This window comes from Sinorhizobium sp. P24N7, from assembly GCF_042436655.1.
GTDB classification, from domain to species: Bacteria; Pseudomonadota; Alphaproteobacteria; order Rhizobiales; family Rhizobiaceae; genus Sinorhizobium; species Sinorhizobium meliloti_A.
The window spans coordinates 251,206-268,666 of record NZ_JBHMIW010000003.1 but is presented as its reverse complement, the minus strand read 5'-3'; the positions used below and the strand labels follow the sequence as shown (position 1 = coordinate 268,666).

At 63.5% G+C, this 17,461-nt stretch carries 19 protein-coding genes; 18 read left to right on the top strand and 1 reads right to left on the bottom strand.

Annotation, left to right across the window (positions count from 1 at the left end; all coding sequences use genetic code 11):
* Nucleotides 1-30: 30 nt before the first annotated feature.
* The 17 genes from ACFHWW_RS06430 to ACFHWW_RS06350 all read left to right on the top strand — a co-directional run bounded on the left by ACFHWW_RS06430 (nt 31) and on the right by ACFHWW_RS06350 (nt 14,689).
* Nucleotides 31-723 (top strand): GntR family transcriptional regulator, encoded by a 693-nt coding sequence (locus ACFHWW_RS06430; RefSeq protein WP_102762022.1) that lies wholly within the window; start codon nt 31-33, stop codon nt 721-723.
* 45 nt (nt 724-768) lie between these two features.
* Nucleotides 769-1,743, top strand: a complete 975-nt coding sequence (locus tag ACFHWW_RS06425; protein ID WP_102762023.1) for a sugar ABC transporter substrate-binding protein — start codon at nt 769-771, stop codon at nt 1,741-1,743.
* Between the two features lie 186 nt (nt 1,744-1,929).
* The gene (locus tag ACFHWW_RS06420) at nt 1,930-2,913 is read left to right on the top strand and encodes an ABC transporter permease (RefSeq protein ID WP_102762024.1); all 984 of its coding nucleotides are present in this window, start codon (nt 1,930-1,932) and stop codon (nt 2,911-2,913) included.
* Nucleotides 2,910-3,641: an ATP-binding cassette domain-containing protein gene (locus tag ACFHWW_RS06415; protein ID WP_102762025.1), complete on the top strand. Its 732-nt coding sequence runs from the start codon at nt 2,910-2,912 to the stop codon at nt 3,639-3,641. Before ACFHWW_RS06420 ends, ACFHWW_RS06415 begins: the two co-directional genes overlap by 4 nt.
* Nucleotides 3,642-3,648: 7 nt before the next feature.
* Nucleotides 3,649-4,404: an SDR family oxidoreductase gene (locus ACFHWW_RS06410; RefSeq protein ID WP_102762026.1), complete on the top strand. Its 756-nt coding sequence runs from the start codon at nt 3,649-3,651 to the stop codon at nt 4,402-4,404.
* On the top strand, nt 4,404-5,291 hold the full coding sequence (locus ACFHWW_RS06405; protein WP_379937702.1) for an aldose 1-epimerase: 888 nt from the start codon (nt 4,404-4,406) through the stop codon (nt 5,289-5,291). The genes ACFHWW_RS06410 and ACFHWW_RS06405 overlap by 1 nt, the downstream gene beginning before the upstream one ends.
* A 130-nt stretch (nt 5,292-5,421) precedes the next feature.
* Complete coding sequence (locus tag ACFHWW_RS06400) at nt 5,422-6,444, top strand: LacI family DNA-binding transcriptional regulator (RefSeq protein ID WP_379937701.1); 1,023 nt, start codon at nt 5,422-5,424, stop codon at nt 6,442-6,444.
* Between the two features lie 125 nt (nt 6,445-6,569).
* Complete coding sequence (locus ACFHWW_RS06395) at nt 6,570-7,238, top strand: amino acid ABC transporter permease (RefSeq protein ID WP_100674071.1); 669 nt, start codon at nt 6,570-6,572, stop codon at nt 7,236-7,238.
* A 10-nt stretch (nt 7,239-7,248) separates the two neighbouring features.
* Nucleotides 7,249-7,905 (top strand): amino acid ABC transporter permease, encoded by a 657-nt coding sequence (locus ACFHWW_RS06390; RefSeq protein ID WP_018096512.1) that lies wholly within the window; start codon nt 7,249-7,251, stop codon nt 7,903-7,905.
* Between the two features lie 46 nt (nt 7,906-7,951).
* Nucleotides 7,952-8,749 (top strand): transporter substrate-binding domain-containing protein, encoded by a 798-nt coding sequence (locus ACFHWW_RS06385; protein ID WP_198516857.1) that lies wholly within the window; start codon nt 7,952-7,954, stop codon nt 8,747-8,749.
* Nucleotides 8,750-8,765: 16 nt separating this feature from the next.
* Nucleotides 8,766-9,545 carry an amino acid ABC transporter ATP-binding protein gene (locus tag ACFHWW_RS06380; RefSeq protein WP_102762030.1) on the top strand — a complete coding sequence of 260 codons (780 nt, stop codon included), beginning with the start codon at nt 8,766-8,768 and terminating at the stop codon, nt 9,543-9,545.
* Between the two features lie 32 nt (nt 9,546-9,577).
* The gene (locus ACFHWW_RS06375) at nt 9,578-10,516 is read left to right on the top strand and encodes a 2-hydroxyacid dehydrogenase (RefSeq protein ID WP_379937700.1); all 939 of its coding nucleotides are present in this window, start codon (nt 9,578-9,580) and stop codon (nt 10,514-10,516) included.
* 16 nt (nt 10,517-10,532) lie between these two features.
* Nucleotides 10,533-10,865, top strand: a complete 333-nt coding sequence (locus tag ACFHWW_RS06370; RefSeq protein ID WP_379937699.1) for a hypothetical protein — start codon at nt 10,533-10,535, stop codon at nt 10,863-10,865.
* 293 nt (nt 10,866-11,158) lie between these two features.
* Nucleotides 11,159-11,557, top strand: a complete 399-nt coding sequence (locus tag ACFHWW_RS06365) for a RidA family protein (protein WP_275598656.1) — start codon at nt 11,159-11,161, stop codon at nt 11,555-11,557.
* A 124-nt stretch (nt 11,558-11,681) separates the two neighbouring features.
* Complete coding sequence (locus ACFHWW_RS06360; RefSeq protein WP_379937698.1) at nt 11,682-12,389, top strand: BA14K family protein; 708 nt, start codon at nt 11,682-11,684, stop codon at nt 12,387-12,389.
* A 257-nt stretch (nt 12,390-12,646) separates the two neighbouring features.
* On the top strand, nt 12,647-13,498 hold the full coding sequence (locus ACFHWW_RS06355) for a D-amino-acid transaminase (protein WP_379937697.1): 852 nt from the start codon (nt 12,647-12,649) through the stop codon (nt 13,496-13,498).
* 153 nt (nt 13,499-13,651) lie between these two features.
* A complete protein-coding gene (locus ACFHWW_RS06350; RefSeq protein WP_379937696.1) occupies nt 13,652-14,689 on the top strand; it encodes a P1 family peptidase in 1,038 nt (345 codons plus the stop codon).
* Between the two features lie 17 nt (nt 14,690-14,706).
* Here ACFHWW_RS06350 and ACFHWW_RS06345 read toward each other — a convergent pair whose 3' ends face one another.
* The gene (locus ACFHWW_RS06345) at nt 14,707-15,648 is read right to left on the bottom strand and encodes a LysR family transcriptional regulator (RefSeq protein ID WP_379937695.1); all 942 of its coding nucleotides are present in this window, start codon (nt 15,646-15,648) and stop codon (nt 14,707-14,709) included.
* Between the two features lie 180 nt (nt 15,649-15,828).
* On the opposite strand from ACFHWW_RS06345, the gene ACFHWW_RS06340 reads away from it, so the two are divergent.
* On the top strand, nt 15,829-17,454 hold the full coding sequence (locus ACFHWW_RS06340) for an amidohydrolase (RefSeq protein WP_379937694.1): 1,626 nt from the start codon (nt 15,829-15,831) through the stop codon (nt 17,452-17,454).
* The last annotated feature ends 7 nt before the right edge of the window (nt 17,455-17,461 follow it).

Genomic DNA, 17,461 nt, shown 5'->3' with positions numbered 1-17,461 from the left:
AACACTGCCGGAAGCTTGGAGGGGGGCCGGATGCAGAACATTAAACCGCAGCGCGTTCTGTCCGCGATCGAAGCTGTCGGTCCGCAGGTCTATCGCATCCTGCGCGAGCAGATCATCCAGGCGGAGCTGGTGCCCGGCGCGCGCATTTCCGAAGCCGAGATAGCAAGAAGCCTGTCGATCAGCCGCCAACCGGTTCGCGAAGCCTTCATCAAGCTGGCAGAGGAGGGGCTGGTCCAAGTGCTGCCCCAACGCGGCACCTATGTGACGCGGATTTCGACGGCATCGGTCATGGACGTGCGCTTCGTGCGCGAGGCGATCGAGGCCGACATTGTGCGCCAGGTCGCCGGCGAGCATGAGGTGGCGATCGTCGACGAACTGCGCGAACAGATCGCCCGCCAGAAGCAGGTGCCGCATGACGATCGCGCCGCGTTCCTGCGGCTGGACGAACTCTTCCACCACACGCTCGCGACGGCCGCCGGCCGCGCCTATGCCTGGAGCGTCATCGAAAGCGTCAAGGCGCAGATGGACCGCGTCCGGTTCCTGAGCGTCGACGACCCGCAGATCGGCCGGCTGATCGAACAGCACGAGCAGATCGTCGATGCGATCGCGGCAGGTGATGTCGGCGGGGCAGAGCAGGCGCTGCGCATGCATCTGCGCGAAATTCTGAAATCTTTGCCCGAGATCGCGCGATCGCGGGCGGAGTTCTTCGACGGCACGGGGTGACCGGCCGCCGCAATATGATCGATGTTCAACGGGAGGTAACGCATCATGATCAGGAAATTGATAGCAGGAACGGCCCTGGGGTTGACGCTGATGGCTCCAGCCGCCAGCGCGGAAGGTCTCAGCATCGCCTTCGTCAGCCATTCGTCGGCCTCGAACACGTTCTGGCAGGCGGTCAAGAAGGGCTATGACGACGCCTGCGAAAAGGTCGGCGCCTCGTGCCAGTTGATCCTCACGCAGACGGAAGGCGCGGTCGAGCAGGCCGTCGCCAATCTGCAGGCGGCGATCGCCTCCAGGCCGGACGCGATCTTCGTCGCGATCGTCGACAACAATGCCTATGACAACGTGATCAAGGAAGCCGTCGACGCCGGCATCCTGGTGCTCGCCGTCAATGTCGACGACAGCGAAGGCGCCAAGGGGAACGCCCGCAAGGCCTTCATCGGCCAGGGCTTCACCGCGGCCGGTTACTCGCTCGCCAAGGCCCAGTCGGAAAACTTCCCGAAGGAGGGCCCGCTCAACCTGCTGGTCGGCGTCAACGCGCCGGGCCAGACCTGGTCCGAGCAGCGCGCCGGCGGCGTCACGAAATTTCTGGAGGAATATAAGGCCGAGCATTCCGACCGCGAGGTGAACATCACCCGCATCGATTCGGCCACCGACCTCGCGCTTACCGCCGACCGCATCGGCGCCTATCTCAATGCCAATCCGGACACGACCGCCTATTTCGATACCGGCTACTGGCATGCCGGCGTCGCCAAGGTCCTGAAGGATCGCGGCATCGAGCCCGGCAAGGTCCTGCTCGGCGGCTTCGACCTCGTGCCCGAGGTGCTGCAGCAGATGGAGGCCGGCTATGTTCAGGTGCAGGTCGACCAGCAACCCTACATGCAGGGCTTCATCCCGGTCATGCAGGCCTATCTCTGGAAAACCGCCGGCCTGACACCCTCCGATGTCGATACGGGGCAGGGCATCGTCACGCCGAAGGACGTGCCGACGATCCTCGAACTGGCGAAGCAGGGTCTGCGCTGATCCGGCGCTCCCGATAAGCAACAGGCGTCTTGCCCGAGCTCGAAACCGGAGCCGGGGGGAATTCATGCGGCTTTCCGCCGGTATCCCGTCCCAGCTCTCGGAATCGATCGCGTCGACGATCTCAGGCACCCGACCTGAGATCGTCGTGATCGGTCAGGCACGACGCCGAACCATGAGTGGCAGCCCATGAAGCGATTTCTGAAAATCTATCTCGACAAGCCCGAGCTTGCCGGCCTTGCACTGCTGATCGTCCTCGTTCTCGTCTTCCAGGCGAAGTCGAACGGCATTCTTCTTTCCTTCGAAAACATGCGCGGCGTATTGGGCCTTCTGCCGGAAATGGCGCTCGTCGCCATCGGCGTGACGCTCCTGATGATCTGCGGCGAATTCGACCTGTCGGTCGGGTCCGTCTTTGCGCTGATGCCCATGTCGATGGCGGTGATACTGAATTCCGGCGTGCCCTTCACCGTCGCGGTGCTGCTCGGTCTCATGATCTGCGGGGCGATCGGTTTCATCAATGGTTATGTCACGCTGCAATTCTCGATACCGAGCTTCATCACCACGCTAGGGATGCTCTTCATCGCGCGCTCGCTGACCATCGTCATATCAGGCGGTTTTCCCCCGCTTCTGCCGCCCGACCTGCCGACCTGGCTTTTCACGGACTATATCTGGCAGGGCTCGCCCTTCCGCATGTCCTTCCTCTGGTTCGTGGTCATTGCCGCACTCGTGGCGGCGTTGCTGTCGCTCACCAATTTCGGCAACTGGATCCGGGCGACCGGCGGCTTCAACGAGGCCGCCGCCTCCATGGGCATTCCGGTCAAGCGCGTGAAGATCGTCTGCTTTATGCTCTGCTCGGTACTGGCGGGCTTTGCGGGACTGCTTCAGGTGCTGCGTCTCGGTTCGCCGTTGCCGTCGATCGGCGAAGGGCTGGAATTGCAGGCGGTCGCCGCGGCCGTCATCGGCGGTACGGCGCTCGCAGGAGGGATCGGGACGGTCTTCGGCGCCATCATCGGCACCCTTCTGATCCGCACGATCGACAACGGCCTGGTCCTTTCCCGTGTCGATGCCAACTGGTTCAAGTTCGCGATCGGGGTTCTCACCATGTTTGCCGTCATCGCCAATGCCTGGATGGGCAAAATGTCCCGCAAGATCAAGGTGGAGGCGCACAAATGACCACGCCGATCATCGAGTGCCGCAACCTCCAGAAATGGTACAGCGGCGTGCATGCGCTGAAGAATGTCGACCTCACGATCCACCCCGGCGAGACCGTCGGCCTCGTCGGCGACAATGGCGCCGGCAAGTCGACGCTCATCAAGATTCTCTCGGGCGTTCACCATCAGGATTCCGGCGACGTGCTGATCGAAGGCCGCAAGGTGGCTCTTCGCAGCCCCAAGGATGCGATGCGCCACGGGCTGGAAACGATCTATCAGTACAATTCCATGGTCCCATCCATGTCGATCGCCCGCAATCTCTTCATCGGCCGCGAGCCGATGAAATGGTCGGTCTTAGGCATCGGCATCATGGACCAGAAGCGCATGCGCGCCGAAAGCATCCGTGCCATCGCCGATGTCGATCTGCATCTGCGCTCGCCGGATGCGCTGGTCGGCGAGCTTTCGGGCGGCCAGCGGCAGGGCGTAGCCATCGCGCGCGCCATGCACTTCAAGTCGAAGGTGCTGATCCTGGACGAGCCGACGAACCATCTTTCGGTCAAGGAGACCGACAAGGTGATCGGCTTCGTTCGCGGATTGAAGGCGCAGGGCCTGACCGGGATCTTCATCTCGCACAACATGCAGCACGTTTTCCAATCCTGCGACCGCATCGTCGCCATGGCACGCGGCGAGATCGTGTTCGACAAGCCGACCGCCGAGACGTCGATAGACGAGGTTCACGCGCTTCTGTGAGGTAACGATGACAGAGCTTTCCGGAAAGACCACCCTCATTACCGGTGCGCTCGGCACCCTCGGCCGCGCCCAGGCCGAGCGGCTGGCGCGCGCCGGCGCCGCCTTGATATTGCTCGACAGGCCCGGCTCCGAAGCCGGGGAGGGCTTCGCGGCGCGTGTCGCCGCGGCTCACGGTGTGAGCGCGATCTATGTCGGCGAGGACCTCAACGACCTGGCTTCGGCGGAAAAGCGCGCAGCTACGCTTTCCCGCGAGCATGGCGGCATCGATATTCTCATCAACAATGCGGCGCTCATCATCAATAAGCCTTTCGAGGAATTTTCGCTGGAGGAATACGAGGACCAGGTCCGCGTCAACTCGTCGGCGGCTTTCGCGCTTGCCCGGGCCGTCGCGCCCGGGATGAAGCAAAAGCGCTACGGCAAGGTCGTGAACTTTTGCTCCCTGACGCTGAACGGCCGCTGGGACGGCTATGTGCCCTATGTGGCGTCCAAGGGCGCGATGCTGGGGCTGACGAAGGCGCTTGCGCGCGAACTCGGCCCGCACGGCGTGCGCGTCAACGCGGTGTCGCCGGGCGCGGTGGTTTCGGACGCCGAAGAGCGGGTCTTTGCCGACCGCCTGCAACAATACAATGACTGGATCGTCGAAAACCAGTCGCTGAAGGCGCGCATCCAGCCCTCCGACGTCGCCGACCTGGTCCACTTCCTTGTCTCGCCTGCCTCCGACATGATTTCCGGCCAGAACATCGCGATCGACGGCGGCTGGTGATGCCGGCGATCGAGCTCTCCAACGGCGATGCACGCATCGTCCTGCGGCCCGATCTCGGCGCCGGGCTGACGGCATTCGACGTGCTGCACGATGGCTCCTGGCAACCGATCTTCCGCAGGGTCGATCCGTCCACCGCGCATCCCCTCGCGCTTTCGAACATTCTGCTTGTTCCTTTTTCCGGGCGGGTTTCCGGCGGCGGGTTCACGTTTGACCGAACCTTTTATGCCCTGCCCCGGAACGTGGAGACGGAGCCATACCCGATCCACGGGAACGGCTTTTCGGCCGCGTGGGACGTTGCCTCCGTGAGCGCGGATTCGATCACGCTCACCCTTTCGGCAGAAGGACCGGGGCCTTTCCGGTACGATGCGAGGATGTCCTACCGCCTGGAGAGCGCCGGCCTGGCGATGGAGCTGAGCCTCGTCAACCGCGCCCGGATCCGTCTGCCCTATGGCGCCGGTTTTCATCCCTGGTTCGTGCGCGAGCCGGATACGACGCTGCACGCGCCCGCCCGCGGCGTCTGGCTGGAGCAATCCGATCACCTGCCAAAGGCCTATGATGCCATAGCCGCACATCCGGAAATGGATTTCAGCAGGCCGCAGCCATTGCCGGAGCGATGGATCAACAACTGGTTCGACGGCTGGGACGGCAAGGCCCGCATTCACTGGCCGAGGCGTGGGCTCGTGGCGGACGTGGATGCGAGCGAGGCGCTGCGCCAATACGTCGTCTTTTCACCGGCTGCCGACGCCGGCTTCTTCTGCTTCGAACCGGTGACGCACCCCGTCGATGCGTTCAACCTTCCCGGCAAGGCCGAAGCCCGCGGCCTCAAGATTCTCGGGCCGGGTGAATCGCTGAGCGTCTCCACGCGTATCGCCGCGAAATCTGGCTGAGCATGTCGTCAGCCGCGGGCTCCCGGGCGCCGCGCCGGGCGGAAACCGTTGCGCAGCTTCGCTCGATTTGCCCTAGTGTTCGCCCGTCGACTATAGTCCTCTCCACGCTTTTTTACCCGATCGGTATCCAATGTCTTTCCAAGAACGAAAGAAGCCTCGCGTCACGCTTCTGGATGTCGCGCGGCATGCCAATGTTTCCCGCGCGACCGCCTCTCTCGTTCTTCGCAAGAGCCCGCTGGTCGGCAGTGAGACGCGCGCGCGAGTCGAGCAGGCGATGCGGGATTTGGGCTATGTCTACAACATCGGCGCAGCCCGCCTGCGCGTCGAACGCAGCCAGATCATCGGCGCAATCGTCCCAAATCTCACCAATCCATTCTTCGCGGAACTCCTTTCAGGTATCGAGGAGGCTATCGGGGCCACCGGCAAGGTGGTCATTCTCGCCAATAGCGGGGAGAGGGTGGAGCGGCAGGCGATGCTGCTCCAGCGCATGCGCGAACATGGGGTGGACGGGGTCGTTCTTTGCCCCGCCGCGGGCACCGAACCCGACCTGTCCGAGCAGTTGGCGGCGTGGGGTATGCCCGTCGTCCAGGTATTGCGCCACATTTCCGCCGATATGGACTATGTCGGCGTGGATTATGCCGGCGGCATGCGTCAGGCGGTGGATTATCTCGCAACGCTCGGTCATGAGAAGATTGCCTTTGCCGCCCACGGCCCGGTTCATTCTGCCTATCGGGAGCGCGTGGACGGCTTTCGTGCCGCCATGCTGGCAAAGGGGTTCGATCCCGAGATCCTGATCCATTTGCCGGCACAGCTCGGAGAAATCGCCGGCTCGACCCACCTTCTGTTTGCAAAGGCCACACAGCCGACTGCCGTGATCTGCTTCAATCATCTTGTCGCTCTTGGCCTTGCCGCAGGACTTCACGATTGCGGACTGACGATCGGACGCGATCTCTCGCTGATCGGCTTCGACGACGTGGCTGACGCCGAGGCCATCCGGCCGAGACTGACCTCGGTCTCGACCGGCCCGACTGCGATCGGCGAAAAGGCGGCGCTGCTCCTCGTCGAGCGCATCGCCAATCCGGATTTGCCGCCGCGGCGCATGGTGAACGACACGACGCTGAACATTCGGCAGTCCTGCGGCCGGCCCGCCTGACCGCGCCCGATCCCGGACGTCATTTGCGGTTGACGCACGTCACGAAACATTTTAGATCGATCTAACTGACGCATATCGCGGGAAGCGCGAGGTGTGGCGGCGGTAGTGTGGGAGGAGGTCCCGGCATGTACGAGTTCAACTTCGCGCCTGTGCTCGCGTCCTTCGACCAGTTGCTGATCGGCGCCTGGCTCACGGTTCGCCTGTCATGTGCAGCCATGTTGATCGGCCTCGTCGTGTCAGTCTTCTGCGCCTGGGGAAAGACAGCAGGACCGGCGATCCTGCGTACCGTGATCGATGGCTATATCGAGATTATCCGCAACACGCCTTTCCTCGTGCAGATCTTCTTCATTTTCTTCGGCATGCCTTCGCTTGGCCTGAGGCTTTCGCCGAACAGTGCGGCGCTGCTGGCGCTGGTGGTCAACTTCGGCGCCTACGGCACGGAGATCATCCGCGCCGGGATCGAATCCATTCACAGGGGACAGGTGGAGGCCGGTTGGGCGCTTGGGCTGTCGAGGGCCCAGATTTTCCGCTACATCGTCATGAAGCCGGCTTTGCGCACCGTCTATCCCGCGCTCACCAGCCAGTTCATCTATCTGATGCTGAATACCAGCGTCGTGTCGGTGATTTCGGCGGATGACCTGGCTGCGGCCGGCAACGACCTTCAGTCCGCGACCTTTGCGAGCTTCGAGGTCTATATCGCGGTCACTCTGATCTATCTTGCCCTGTCGGTCGGTTTCTCCGCGCTGTTTTATGCGGTCGAGAAAATGGCCTTCAAATATCCCCTCGGCCGTTAGGAGCACTGTCATGATCAGAGCCTTCGGCTGGAACGAGTTTCTCGTCATCGTCGCCGCGGCACAGTGGACGATCGCCCTTTCCGCGATCGCCTTTGCCGGCGGCAGCGTCGGCGGACTACTGGTGGCATTGATGCGCGTCGCCGATACGCGAGTGCTGCGTCTCTCCGCGACGGGCTTCATCCGCGTCTTTCAGGGAACCCCGCTGCTGATGCAGCTCTTTCTGGTCTTCTTCGGCATGAACATCTTCGGCTTTTCGATCAATCCTTGGATCGCCGCGACGATTGCGCTCGCGCTCCACGCCAGCGCCTTCCTGGGCGAGATCTGGCGGGGCTGCATCGAGGCCGTGCCGAAGGGACAGCGCGAGGCGGCGACAGCGCTCGGCCTGCGCTATTTTCGGTCGATGCGTCATGTGATCCTGCCCCAGGCGGCCCGTATCGCCGTCGCGCCCACTGTCGGTTTCCTCGTGCAACTCATAAAGGGCACCTCGCTCGCATCGATCATCGGCTTTACCGAACTGACCCGACAAGGGCAGATCATCAACAATGCGACGTTCAGTCCGTTTCTGGTCTTCGGCACCGTTGCCGCCGTCTATTTTCTGCTTTGCTGGCCGCTGTCGCTGATCGCACGCCGGATGGAAACCCGTTTTTCCCGGGCAACGGCACGTTGACGGGCCCCGCCGGCGGGAGGGCCGGCATACGAGAAGGGAAGGGCTAATGAATATCTCGAGACGCATGGCAATATCTGTCCTCGGAGCTGCGATTGTCGCGGGTTTGGTGGCGCCCGCCGCAGCGCAGACGGTGGAGGCGATCAAATCGGCCGGAACGGTGAAGATCGGCATGCTGGTCGATTTCCCGCCGTTCGGGATCATGGACGCGAACAACCAGCCGGATGGTTACGATGCCGATGTTGCGAAGCTGCTTGCCAAGGAGCTCGGAGTCGAAGTGACGATCGTGCCGGTGACGGGACCCAACCGCATCCCCTACCTGCAGAGCAACCAGGTGGATCTGCTGGTCGCCTCGCTAGGCATCACCGAGGAGCGCGCCAAGAACGTCGACTTCTCGCAACCTTACGCAGGCATTTCGATCGGCGTGTTCGGCGCCGCCGACCTGGACGTCACAAAGCCTGAAGATCTGGCCGGCAAGACGATCGGCGTCGCCCGTGCCAGCACGCAGGACACGGCGACTACAAAGATTGCCCCTGAGGACGCCAACATTCAACGCTTCGACGACGACGCCAGTGCGGTGCAAGCGCTCCTTTCCGGACAGGTCGAACTGATCGGCGTTTCCAATGTCGTCGCGGCCCAGATCGAAGCCGCCGCCCCGGGGCGGTTCAATCAGAAGCTTCAGCTTAGCCAGCAGGTTCAGGGTATCGCCGTTCGCAAGGGATCGAGCGAGATGTTGAACTTCGTCAACGGCTTCCTCGACAAGGTCAAGGCGGACGGACAACTCAACGCCATCCACGAGAAGTGGCTCGGCTCTCCGCTGCCGGAATTCGTCACTGAAGCGAAATAAGAATGGAGCCCTCGCGATGAACACGGAACGCGAAAACGCCTCGCCCCCGGATTCGCGCGAGGCTTCGGACCCGGCCGTCCGCATGGAGGGCGTCAACAAGTGGTATGACGCCTTTCACGCGCTCAAGAACATCGACTTGGCGGTCGGCCGCGGTGAACGGATCGTCATCTGCGGACCATCGGGTTCCGGCAAGTCGACGTTGATCAGGTGCATCAACCAGCTCGAGACCATTCATTCGGGCAGGATCGTCGTGGACGGTCACGACCTGACCGCCGGCGGACGGAACGTCGATCTGGTCCGGCAGGAGACCGGCATGGTTTTCCAGCAGTTCAACCTTTTCCCGCACATGACGGTGCTGGAGAACTGCACGCTGGCTCCCATGAAGGTTCGGGGTCTCGCCAAGGCAGAGGCCGAAGAGACGGCGATGAAATATCTGAAACGGGTGCGCATCCCCGAGCAGGCCGCGAAATATCCGGCGCAGCTTTCGGGCGGACAGCAGCAGCGCGTCGCGATCGCGCGGGCTCTGTGCATGAACCCGAAGATCATGCTCTTCGACGAGCCGACCTCGGCTCTCGATCCGGAGATGGTCAAGGAGGTCCTGGACACGATGGTGGATCTCGCCAACGAAGGCATGACCATGCTTTGCGTCACGCACGAGATGGGCTTCGCGCGAAGCGTCGCCGATCGTGTCGTCTTCATGGACCGCGGCGAGATCCTGGAGGTTGCGCCGCCCGATGCCTTCTTCGGGGCCCCGCAACACGAGCGCACGCGCTTCTTCCTCGGCCAGATCTCCTGATGGCCACACCCCGGTAATTGGAGTTTCGAAACGTGAAACCAGATCTATTGCTCGTGGAGCCGATGATGCCGTTCGTCATGGACGAACTTCAGCGGAATTATACGGTTCACAGGCTTTACCAGGCCGCCGATCGGCCAGCGCTCGAAGCGGCGCTCCCATCGATCCGCGCGGTTGCCACGGGCGGCGGCGCGGGCCTTTCCAATGAATGGATGGAGAAGCTTCCATCACTGGGGATCATCGCAATCAACGGAGTCGGGACGGACAAGGTGGATCTCGCCCGCGCGCGCAGTCGCAACATCGATGTGACGACGACGCCGGGTGTCCTTGCGGACGACGTCGCTGACCTCGGTATCGCGCTCATGCTCGCCGTCCTGCGGCGGGTCGGCGATGGCGACAGGCTGGTGCGCGAAGGCCGCTGGGCCACGGGCGAACAATTACCGCTCGGCCACAGCCCGAAGGGGAAGCGGATCGGCGTACTCGGTCTTGGTCAGATCGGGCGGGCATTCGCGTCGCGCGCGGAGGCCTTCGGCATGTCGGTGCGATACTGGAATCGGTCTGCGCTTTCCGGCGTCGACTGGATCGCGCATCAGAGTCCCGTCGATCTCGCCCGCGACAGCGACGTTCTGGCCGTCTGCGTGGCGGCGAGTGCGGCGACGCAGAACATCGTTGACGCATCCCTTCTTCAGGCGCTCGGTCCCGAGGGTATCGTGGTAAATGTCGCGCGTGGCAACGTCGTCGACGAGGAGGCCCTGATCGAGGCGTTGAGGTCCGGAACGATCGCGGGTGCCGGGCTCGATGTCTTCGTCAACGAACCCGCAATCCGAAGCGAATTCCACACCACGCCGAATACGGTGCTCATGCCACATCAGGGCAGCGCGACGGTCGAGACGCGCATGGCAATGGGAAAGCTCGTGCTTGCAAATCTCGCCGCCCACTTTGCCGGCGAAAAAGCGCCGAACAGCGTCAACTGAAGCGGGAGAAGACATCATGATCGTTCGCCAGGCCCTGTTCGAGGGGATCATCCATCCTGGCCGGGAGCAGGCATTCCGCGACTATGTCGAGGAGAAGCTGCTGCCTCTGTGGCAGGCCTTTCCGGGCGTCAGGGAAGTCCGGGTGCTCCATGCCGTCGACCGGGACGAAGGGGCACCGGTTTTCGCGATGATCCTTTCCACCATCTATGATGATCGCGCTGCTTTGGCGCGAGCATTGGAGTCGCCGGTGCGCTACGAGAGCCGCGAACTGACTAAGGGTCTGCTGGAGATGTTCGAAGGCCACATCCACCACCATGTGTTCGAGCTCGACGCTCGATCAAGGGATTGAGTTGTGCGCTGCTCCCCGAGTGCCGCCAATCCGTAGCACGTGCCCTTTCAAGGTACGAATAAGGCAAACGCTTGCGTCATTGCAGCGAGTGTCCGGGCAGGTGGCAAGCGGCTGATCGACTCTTAGAAGTTCGTCCGAACAATTTGGGTGGCACCCGGCGTTTCACATACGTCGCGTATATTTGAGTTGACAGACGCTGCGGACGCTGGTTCACATACGCCGCGTATGTAGAGCCGGCAGCGCGATGTCACAATCACCCAGCGCCGGCAGAAACGTTGAAAAGGAATGACCAGATGACGCGACGCGACGCAATCTTTCCCGCCGATCGGCATGCCCTGTACGAAGCTCACGGATATTCAGCCGCGATCCGCTCCGGCGACCTCCTGTTCGTCTCCGGGCAGGTCGGCAGCCGTTCCGATGGTAGTCCGGAACCGGATTTCGGGCGCCAGGTCCAACTGGCTTTCGAAAATCTGCGCGCGACGCTGAATGCGGCCGGCTGCACCTTCGACGATATAGTCGATGTGACCACGTTCCACACCGACCCCGAGAACCAGTTCGAAACCATCATGGCCGTCAAGAATCAGATCTTCAGTGCTCCACCCTATCCCAACTGGACCGCGCTGGGCGTGAACTGGCTTGCCGGGTTCGATTTCGAGATCAAAGTCATCGCGCGCATTCCCGAGGCGGCATAGGATTTCGTCGACCGGAGCACCGGCACCGCCGCCCACTATCCCGAAAGCTCAAGCATTCTGAGGCATCGTCGGAACTTGAGACCGAGCCCTTGCATTTCTTCGTGGAAGGACGAAGGAGGCTCAAGTGAAAACGGCGTTGGCGATATTTGGCGGGTTCGTCCTGTCTCTCGCGTTGTTTCTGAGCGGGGCGGTCGTCGCAGTCTTGTTCCTTACCGGCAAGCCTGCGCGCCAGCCGCAGCTCGACGTGAACCAGGCGGAAATATGGACCAAGCAGCCGCGAGCAGTCGACAGAGCGGCCCAGCAATTCGAGCGGCTGCCCGCCCGCTCCGCCCCGACCGACCTTAACGCTTCGAGAGAGTCTGAGACGCCCGCAATGGGCAACGAGGCCGAAAAGGAACGCGCCCCGGAGCCTTTGGACAAGACGGCCACCGCTTCAATTCAACCGCCGGCGGCGCAGGAGCAGCCGACGGCGTCGACAGTGCCCGCCGCTCATGCCGAATGGTGCGCGAAACGCTATCGCAGTTATCGTCCGTTCGACAACAGCTACAGATCTTTCAGTGGCGGAAGGCGGACCTGCAACTCACCCTACATGGATGCGGCATGGGGGCCGTCGGAGGATATTTCGCCTGTAACGCGCGGTATCGAGGTGGAAGAGGCCGATGACCCCTCGACGCAGATGGAATACTCGGCCGACAATGGGGCCGACAATGGCGAGGCAATCAGACTGACGCAGGAACACGTTGCCTATTGCTTTAGCCGCTACCGCTCCTATCGCCCGGAAGACAATAGTTACAAGCCTTACAGCGGCGGCCCGCGCAAGCAGTGCCGGTAACGAGGCGCTTGGCCGATCTGCACCAGGAGACTTCTCCAACCGACAGAAAATCATCTCAGGCAAATTTTGCATAGGATGCTGCGCGAATTGAATTGGTCAGCCGCGGCAAGTCGCTCCTATGTTCCGTGATGACCGCATGTCTCCTTTCCTCGGACCGGTGAAACGAGACATGCGGCAAGTTGACGGTTTTGCAGCGACCTTTGCGCGTCCCAAAGAGGCGCGGCGCTGCAGGGCAGCAGGCACAGCAAGGGGAACACATGGGCAGGATCGTCTATGTCCACGGTCAATTCCTGCCGGAGGAGGAAGCCCGCATCGGGCTTTTCGATCGCGGCTTCCTGTTCGGTGACGCCGTCTACGAAGTGACGGCGGTTATCGGCGGACGGATGATCGACAACGACCTGCATCTTGGCCGTCTAAAACGTTCGCTGAGGGAACTCGCCATTCCGCTCGCCCTCTCGCGCAAGGAGATTGCCGGCGTCCAGGCAGAATTGATCGCCCGCAACGGCTTGCGGGACGGCACGGTCTATCTGCAGGTCTCGCGCGGCGAGGCGGATCGCGACTTTCTCTATTCCGACGCGCTGGTGCCGCGGTTCGTCGGCTTCACGCAGGCGAAGACACTGACCGGCACGAAGGCTCAGCACGACGGCATATCGGTCGATCTGGCCGACGACCCCCGCTGGAGCCGACGCGACATCAAGACGGCCATGCTGCTGGGTCAGGTCCTGGCGAAGCAGGCAGCGCGCGCCCGCGGTTTCGACGACGTCTGGCTGGTGGAGAACGGGCTGGTGACGGAGGGCGCATCCTCCACGGCCCATGTCATCACCGGTGACGGACGCATTCTCACCCGCGCGGCATCGCGCGCGACGCTGCCGGGCTGCACGCAGCGTGCCCTCGCGCTGCTCTGTGCCGCCGAGGGTCTCGCGATCGAGGAGCGCCCCTTCGCGCCCCACGAGGCGCAGGGCGCCGCCGAGGCGTTCCAGACCTCCGCCTCCAGCCTCGTCATGCCGGTCGTGCGCATCGGTGACCGGGTCGTCGGCAACGGCAAGCCCGGTCCGATGACCCGAAAACTCCAGGCCCTCTATCTGGAAGCGGCCGGCGTTCCGGTCTAGAGCACTTCCAGGAAAAGTGTGTAACTGCTTTCCGTGTGGAAGTGCGTTGGATCAAATGGTTAGAGCATTTCAGTGTTTCTATGAAACGTTGAAATGCTCTAGATCCGTTCACTGGTTCACTGAACCAGAAAAAGCGATGCAGGGAGGGGCGATATGAAGACTGCACGGGAATTGGGGCTGATCCCGCAGGGCAGGCTGGAACCGGGCCCGGGCAATGCCATTACCGACGTCGCGGGCGTTTCGGTCGGCCACCGGTCGCTGCGCGGCGAGGGCCTCTTCACCGGGATATCGGCGATCCTCCCGCATGCAGGCGACGTCTTCCGCGTGAAGCCGCGGGCGGCGGTGGAGGTCATCAACGGCTTCGGCAAATCGGCGGGGCTGATGCAGGTGGCCGAACTCGGCACGATCGAGACGCCGATCCTGCTCACCAACACCTTCGGCGTCGCCGCCTGCACCGAAGCGCTGGTCCGCCGCGCCATCGCCGCCAATCCGGAGATCGGGCGAAGGACCTCGACGGTCAATGCGCTGGTCTGCGAGTGCAATGACGGCAGCATCAGCGACATTCAGGCGCTGGCCGTAAGGCCTGCCGACGCGGAGGCGGCGCTGGACGCCGCGCGCACGGGGCCGGTGGAGCAGGGTGCGGTCGGCGCCGGCTCCGGCATGACCGCCTTCGGATTCAAGGCCGGCATCGGCACGGCCTCGCGGCGCATGCGGATCGGCAAGCGCGATTTCACGCTGGGCACGCTGGTTCTTGCCAATTTCGGCGCGACGGGAGACCTCGTCCTGCCGGACGGGCGCCGGCCCGATCCGCGGGCGCCGGCCGATCCCGAGCGCGGCTCCGTCATCGTCGTCATGGCGACCGATCTTCCCTTGGCAGATCGCCAATTGCAGCGGGTCGCGCGGCGTGCCGGCGCGGGCCTTGCCCGGCTCGGTGCCTTCTGGGGCCATGGCAGCGGCGATGTCGCCCTCTGTTTCACCACCGCCGACCCGGTGGACCATGAACCCGCCGCGCCGTTCGCAACGCAGGTGCGGCTCGCCGACGGCCACATCGACATCGCCTTCCGCGCCGCCGCCGAGACGACGCAGGAGGCGGTCCTGAACGCGCTCTGCATGGTCTCCGCCATGCCGGCGCGCAACGGCCGCATCTATCCCTGCCTTGTCGACTGGCTGAAGGAGAACCCGTCCCCATGATCTTCGTGAAGGTCTGATCAGGCCAATGCGGGTTCCAGGAGCCGCTGCGCAGTCGCCCATAGTTCCTCGACCTTGCGGTTGCGGCTCGCAGCGTGCCGGTAAAGGCGGATCTCGAGGTCGAGGTTCCAACCCTCGTCAGCAGAGGCAGGCACGAGGCGGCGCGCGTCGATTTCCTCGCGCGCCAGGCTCTCCGGCAGCCAGCATACGCCCGCGCCCGTCACCGCCATGTTCATCAGGCCGGCGCTGATCGTGTTTTCGTGCGTCGTACGGCGCCGGAAGGGCGGGCGGCGCAGCAGCAGGCGCGACAGGGCGACCCCGAAGAAGGAATTGAAGCCGTAGCTGAGATAGGGGATGGCGAGCCGCGGCTGCGCGATGGCGCGGTCGAGGAGGTTCAGTCCCGGCTGCGCATCGCCGGACAGCACGATCTCCGCCGCGACCAGGGGGATCAGCCGGTCATGGGCGACGGTCAGCGCGCAAAACTGCCCGCTATCGAGATGAAACGGCACTTCCGGATGCACATAGGTCAGGAAGAAATCCGCCTCATCTCCGACGAGTGCGTCGAGGTTCGCTTCGATTCCGCCGCGGTCCGGAATGAGCGAGGTGCTGAATGATCCACCCGCCGCTTCCAGCGTCTTCAGCCAGCGCGGAAAGAAGGTGACCGTCAGCGTATGCAGCGCGGCAAAGCGGATGAGGCCCGGCTCGTGCGGGAGACGCAGCACTTCGCGCGCCGCGTAGAAGGTGCGGATCGCTTCCTGTGCGACGGGCAGGAAATTGCGCCCCGCGGGCGTGAGTTCGGCCGGCATGGTCGCGCGGCTGATGAGCGTCGCGCCCAGCCAGCTCTCCAACTGCTTGATCCGGCGGCTGAAGGCCGGCTGCGTCACGTTGCGCAGCTCGGCCGCGCGCGAGAAGCTGGACGTGTCGGCAAGGGTCACGAAATCCTCCAGCCACTTGATTTCCATATCCGCTTCCTTTGCTGCACGCGTGCTGCGGCCGATCATAAGTCATTCAATCGAAATAGGTATGTCGATTCTGCATGGGTTGTTGCCAAAAGCGAATTGGCCAAGCCAACTGCAACCTTCCACGTTGCGTCTGGAGGAAATAGGTGCCGGCCGTCCGGGACCGACAGGGGGGAGTTGCGAATGGCGCTCGGAATAGAAGCCGATCTTATCCTCATCAATGGCCGGATCTGGCGCGGTCGGGAGGAGGGCATCAGCGAAGCTCTCGCGGTGTGGCAAGGCAAGGTTCTCGCAACCGGCAGCGATGCGGACATTTCGGACCTGAAGGGGCCGCACACCGAAGTCATCGATCTCGAAGGCCGCTTCGCCTCCCCCGGCCTCATCGACAACCACCTGCATCTCATTGCAACCGGCATGGCCATGGGCTGGGTCGACGCGACGCCCGCCAGCGCGCCGACGCTTGCCGCGCTCATGGGTCGGATTTCTGACCGCGCAGCCGCGACGCCTAAGGGCGGCTGGGTGCGCGCCCGCGGCTATGACCAGGTCAAGCTCGACACCGGGCGGCACCCGACGCGCGACGATCTCGATCGCGTGGCCCCCGATCACCCGGTCCTGCTGACACGGGCCTGCGGCCATGTCTCGGTCGCCAACTCCCGCGCTCTGGAGCTTGCCGGCATCACCGAGGCGACGGTCGTGCCGGAAGGCGGCGTAATCGGCCTCACTGAGGGCCGGCTGAACGGCTTCCTGGCGGAAAATGCCCAGAGCCTCGTCAGGGCCGCCATGCCGGGGGCAACGACCGAGGACCTGATCGACGGAATCGAGCGGGCAGGGCGATATCTGCTCTCCTTCGGCATCACCAGCTGCATGGATGCGGCCGTGGGGCAGGTCTCCGGTTTTGCCGAAATCCGGGCCTATGAGATGGCCAAGCTTTCCGGCCGGCTGCCGGTGCGCGTCTGGTTGACCCTGCTCGGCGATCCCGGCGTCTCCATTGTCGACGATTGCTGGCGCGCGGGCCTTCTTTCCGGCGCCGGTGACGACATGCTGCGCGTCGGCGGCGTCAAGGTCTTCCTCGACGGCTCGGCGGGCGGGCGCACCGCCTGGATGATGAGGCCCTACAGGGGCGAGCCGGACAATATCGGCGTGCAGATGCTGCCGGATGCGGAGGTCGAGGCGGTCGTCAAGGCGTGCCACGACCGCGGCTATCAGATGGTCTGCCACGCCATCGGCGACGGCGCGATCGAGCAGCTCATCACGGCCTACGAGAAGGCGCTTGCCGCAAATCCCGATCCCGATCGCCGCCATCGCGTCGAGCATTGCGGCTTTTCCACACCGGATCAGAATGCACGCATGAAGGCAGCCGGTATTCTCCCTGCGCCGCAGATGGCCTTCATCCACGATTTCGGCGACAGCTACATATCCGTGCTCGGGGAGGAGCGCGGCCGGTCATCCTACCCGATCGGCACCTGGATGCGCATGGGCCTGAAACCGTCGACCGGCTCGGATTCGCCGGTCTGCTCGCCGGATCCGTTCCCGAACCTGCACGCGATGCTCACGCGCCAGACGGGCAGGGGCACGGTGTTGGAGGCATCCGAACGGCTGAGCCGGGAGGAGGCATTGCAGGCCTATACGGAATACGGCGCCTATTCGCAAAAAGCCGAGGGGGTGAAAGGGCGGCTCGTGCGCGGTCAGTGGGCGGACGTCGCCGTCTTCGACAACGACCTTCTGGCCGCCGCGCCCGAAACCATCCTTTCGGACACAAAGTGCGTGCTGACCCTGCTTGCGGGCCGCGTCGTGCATGATGCGCGCTGACGGTCTG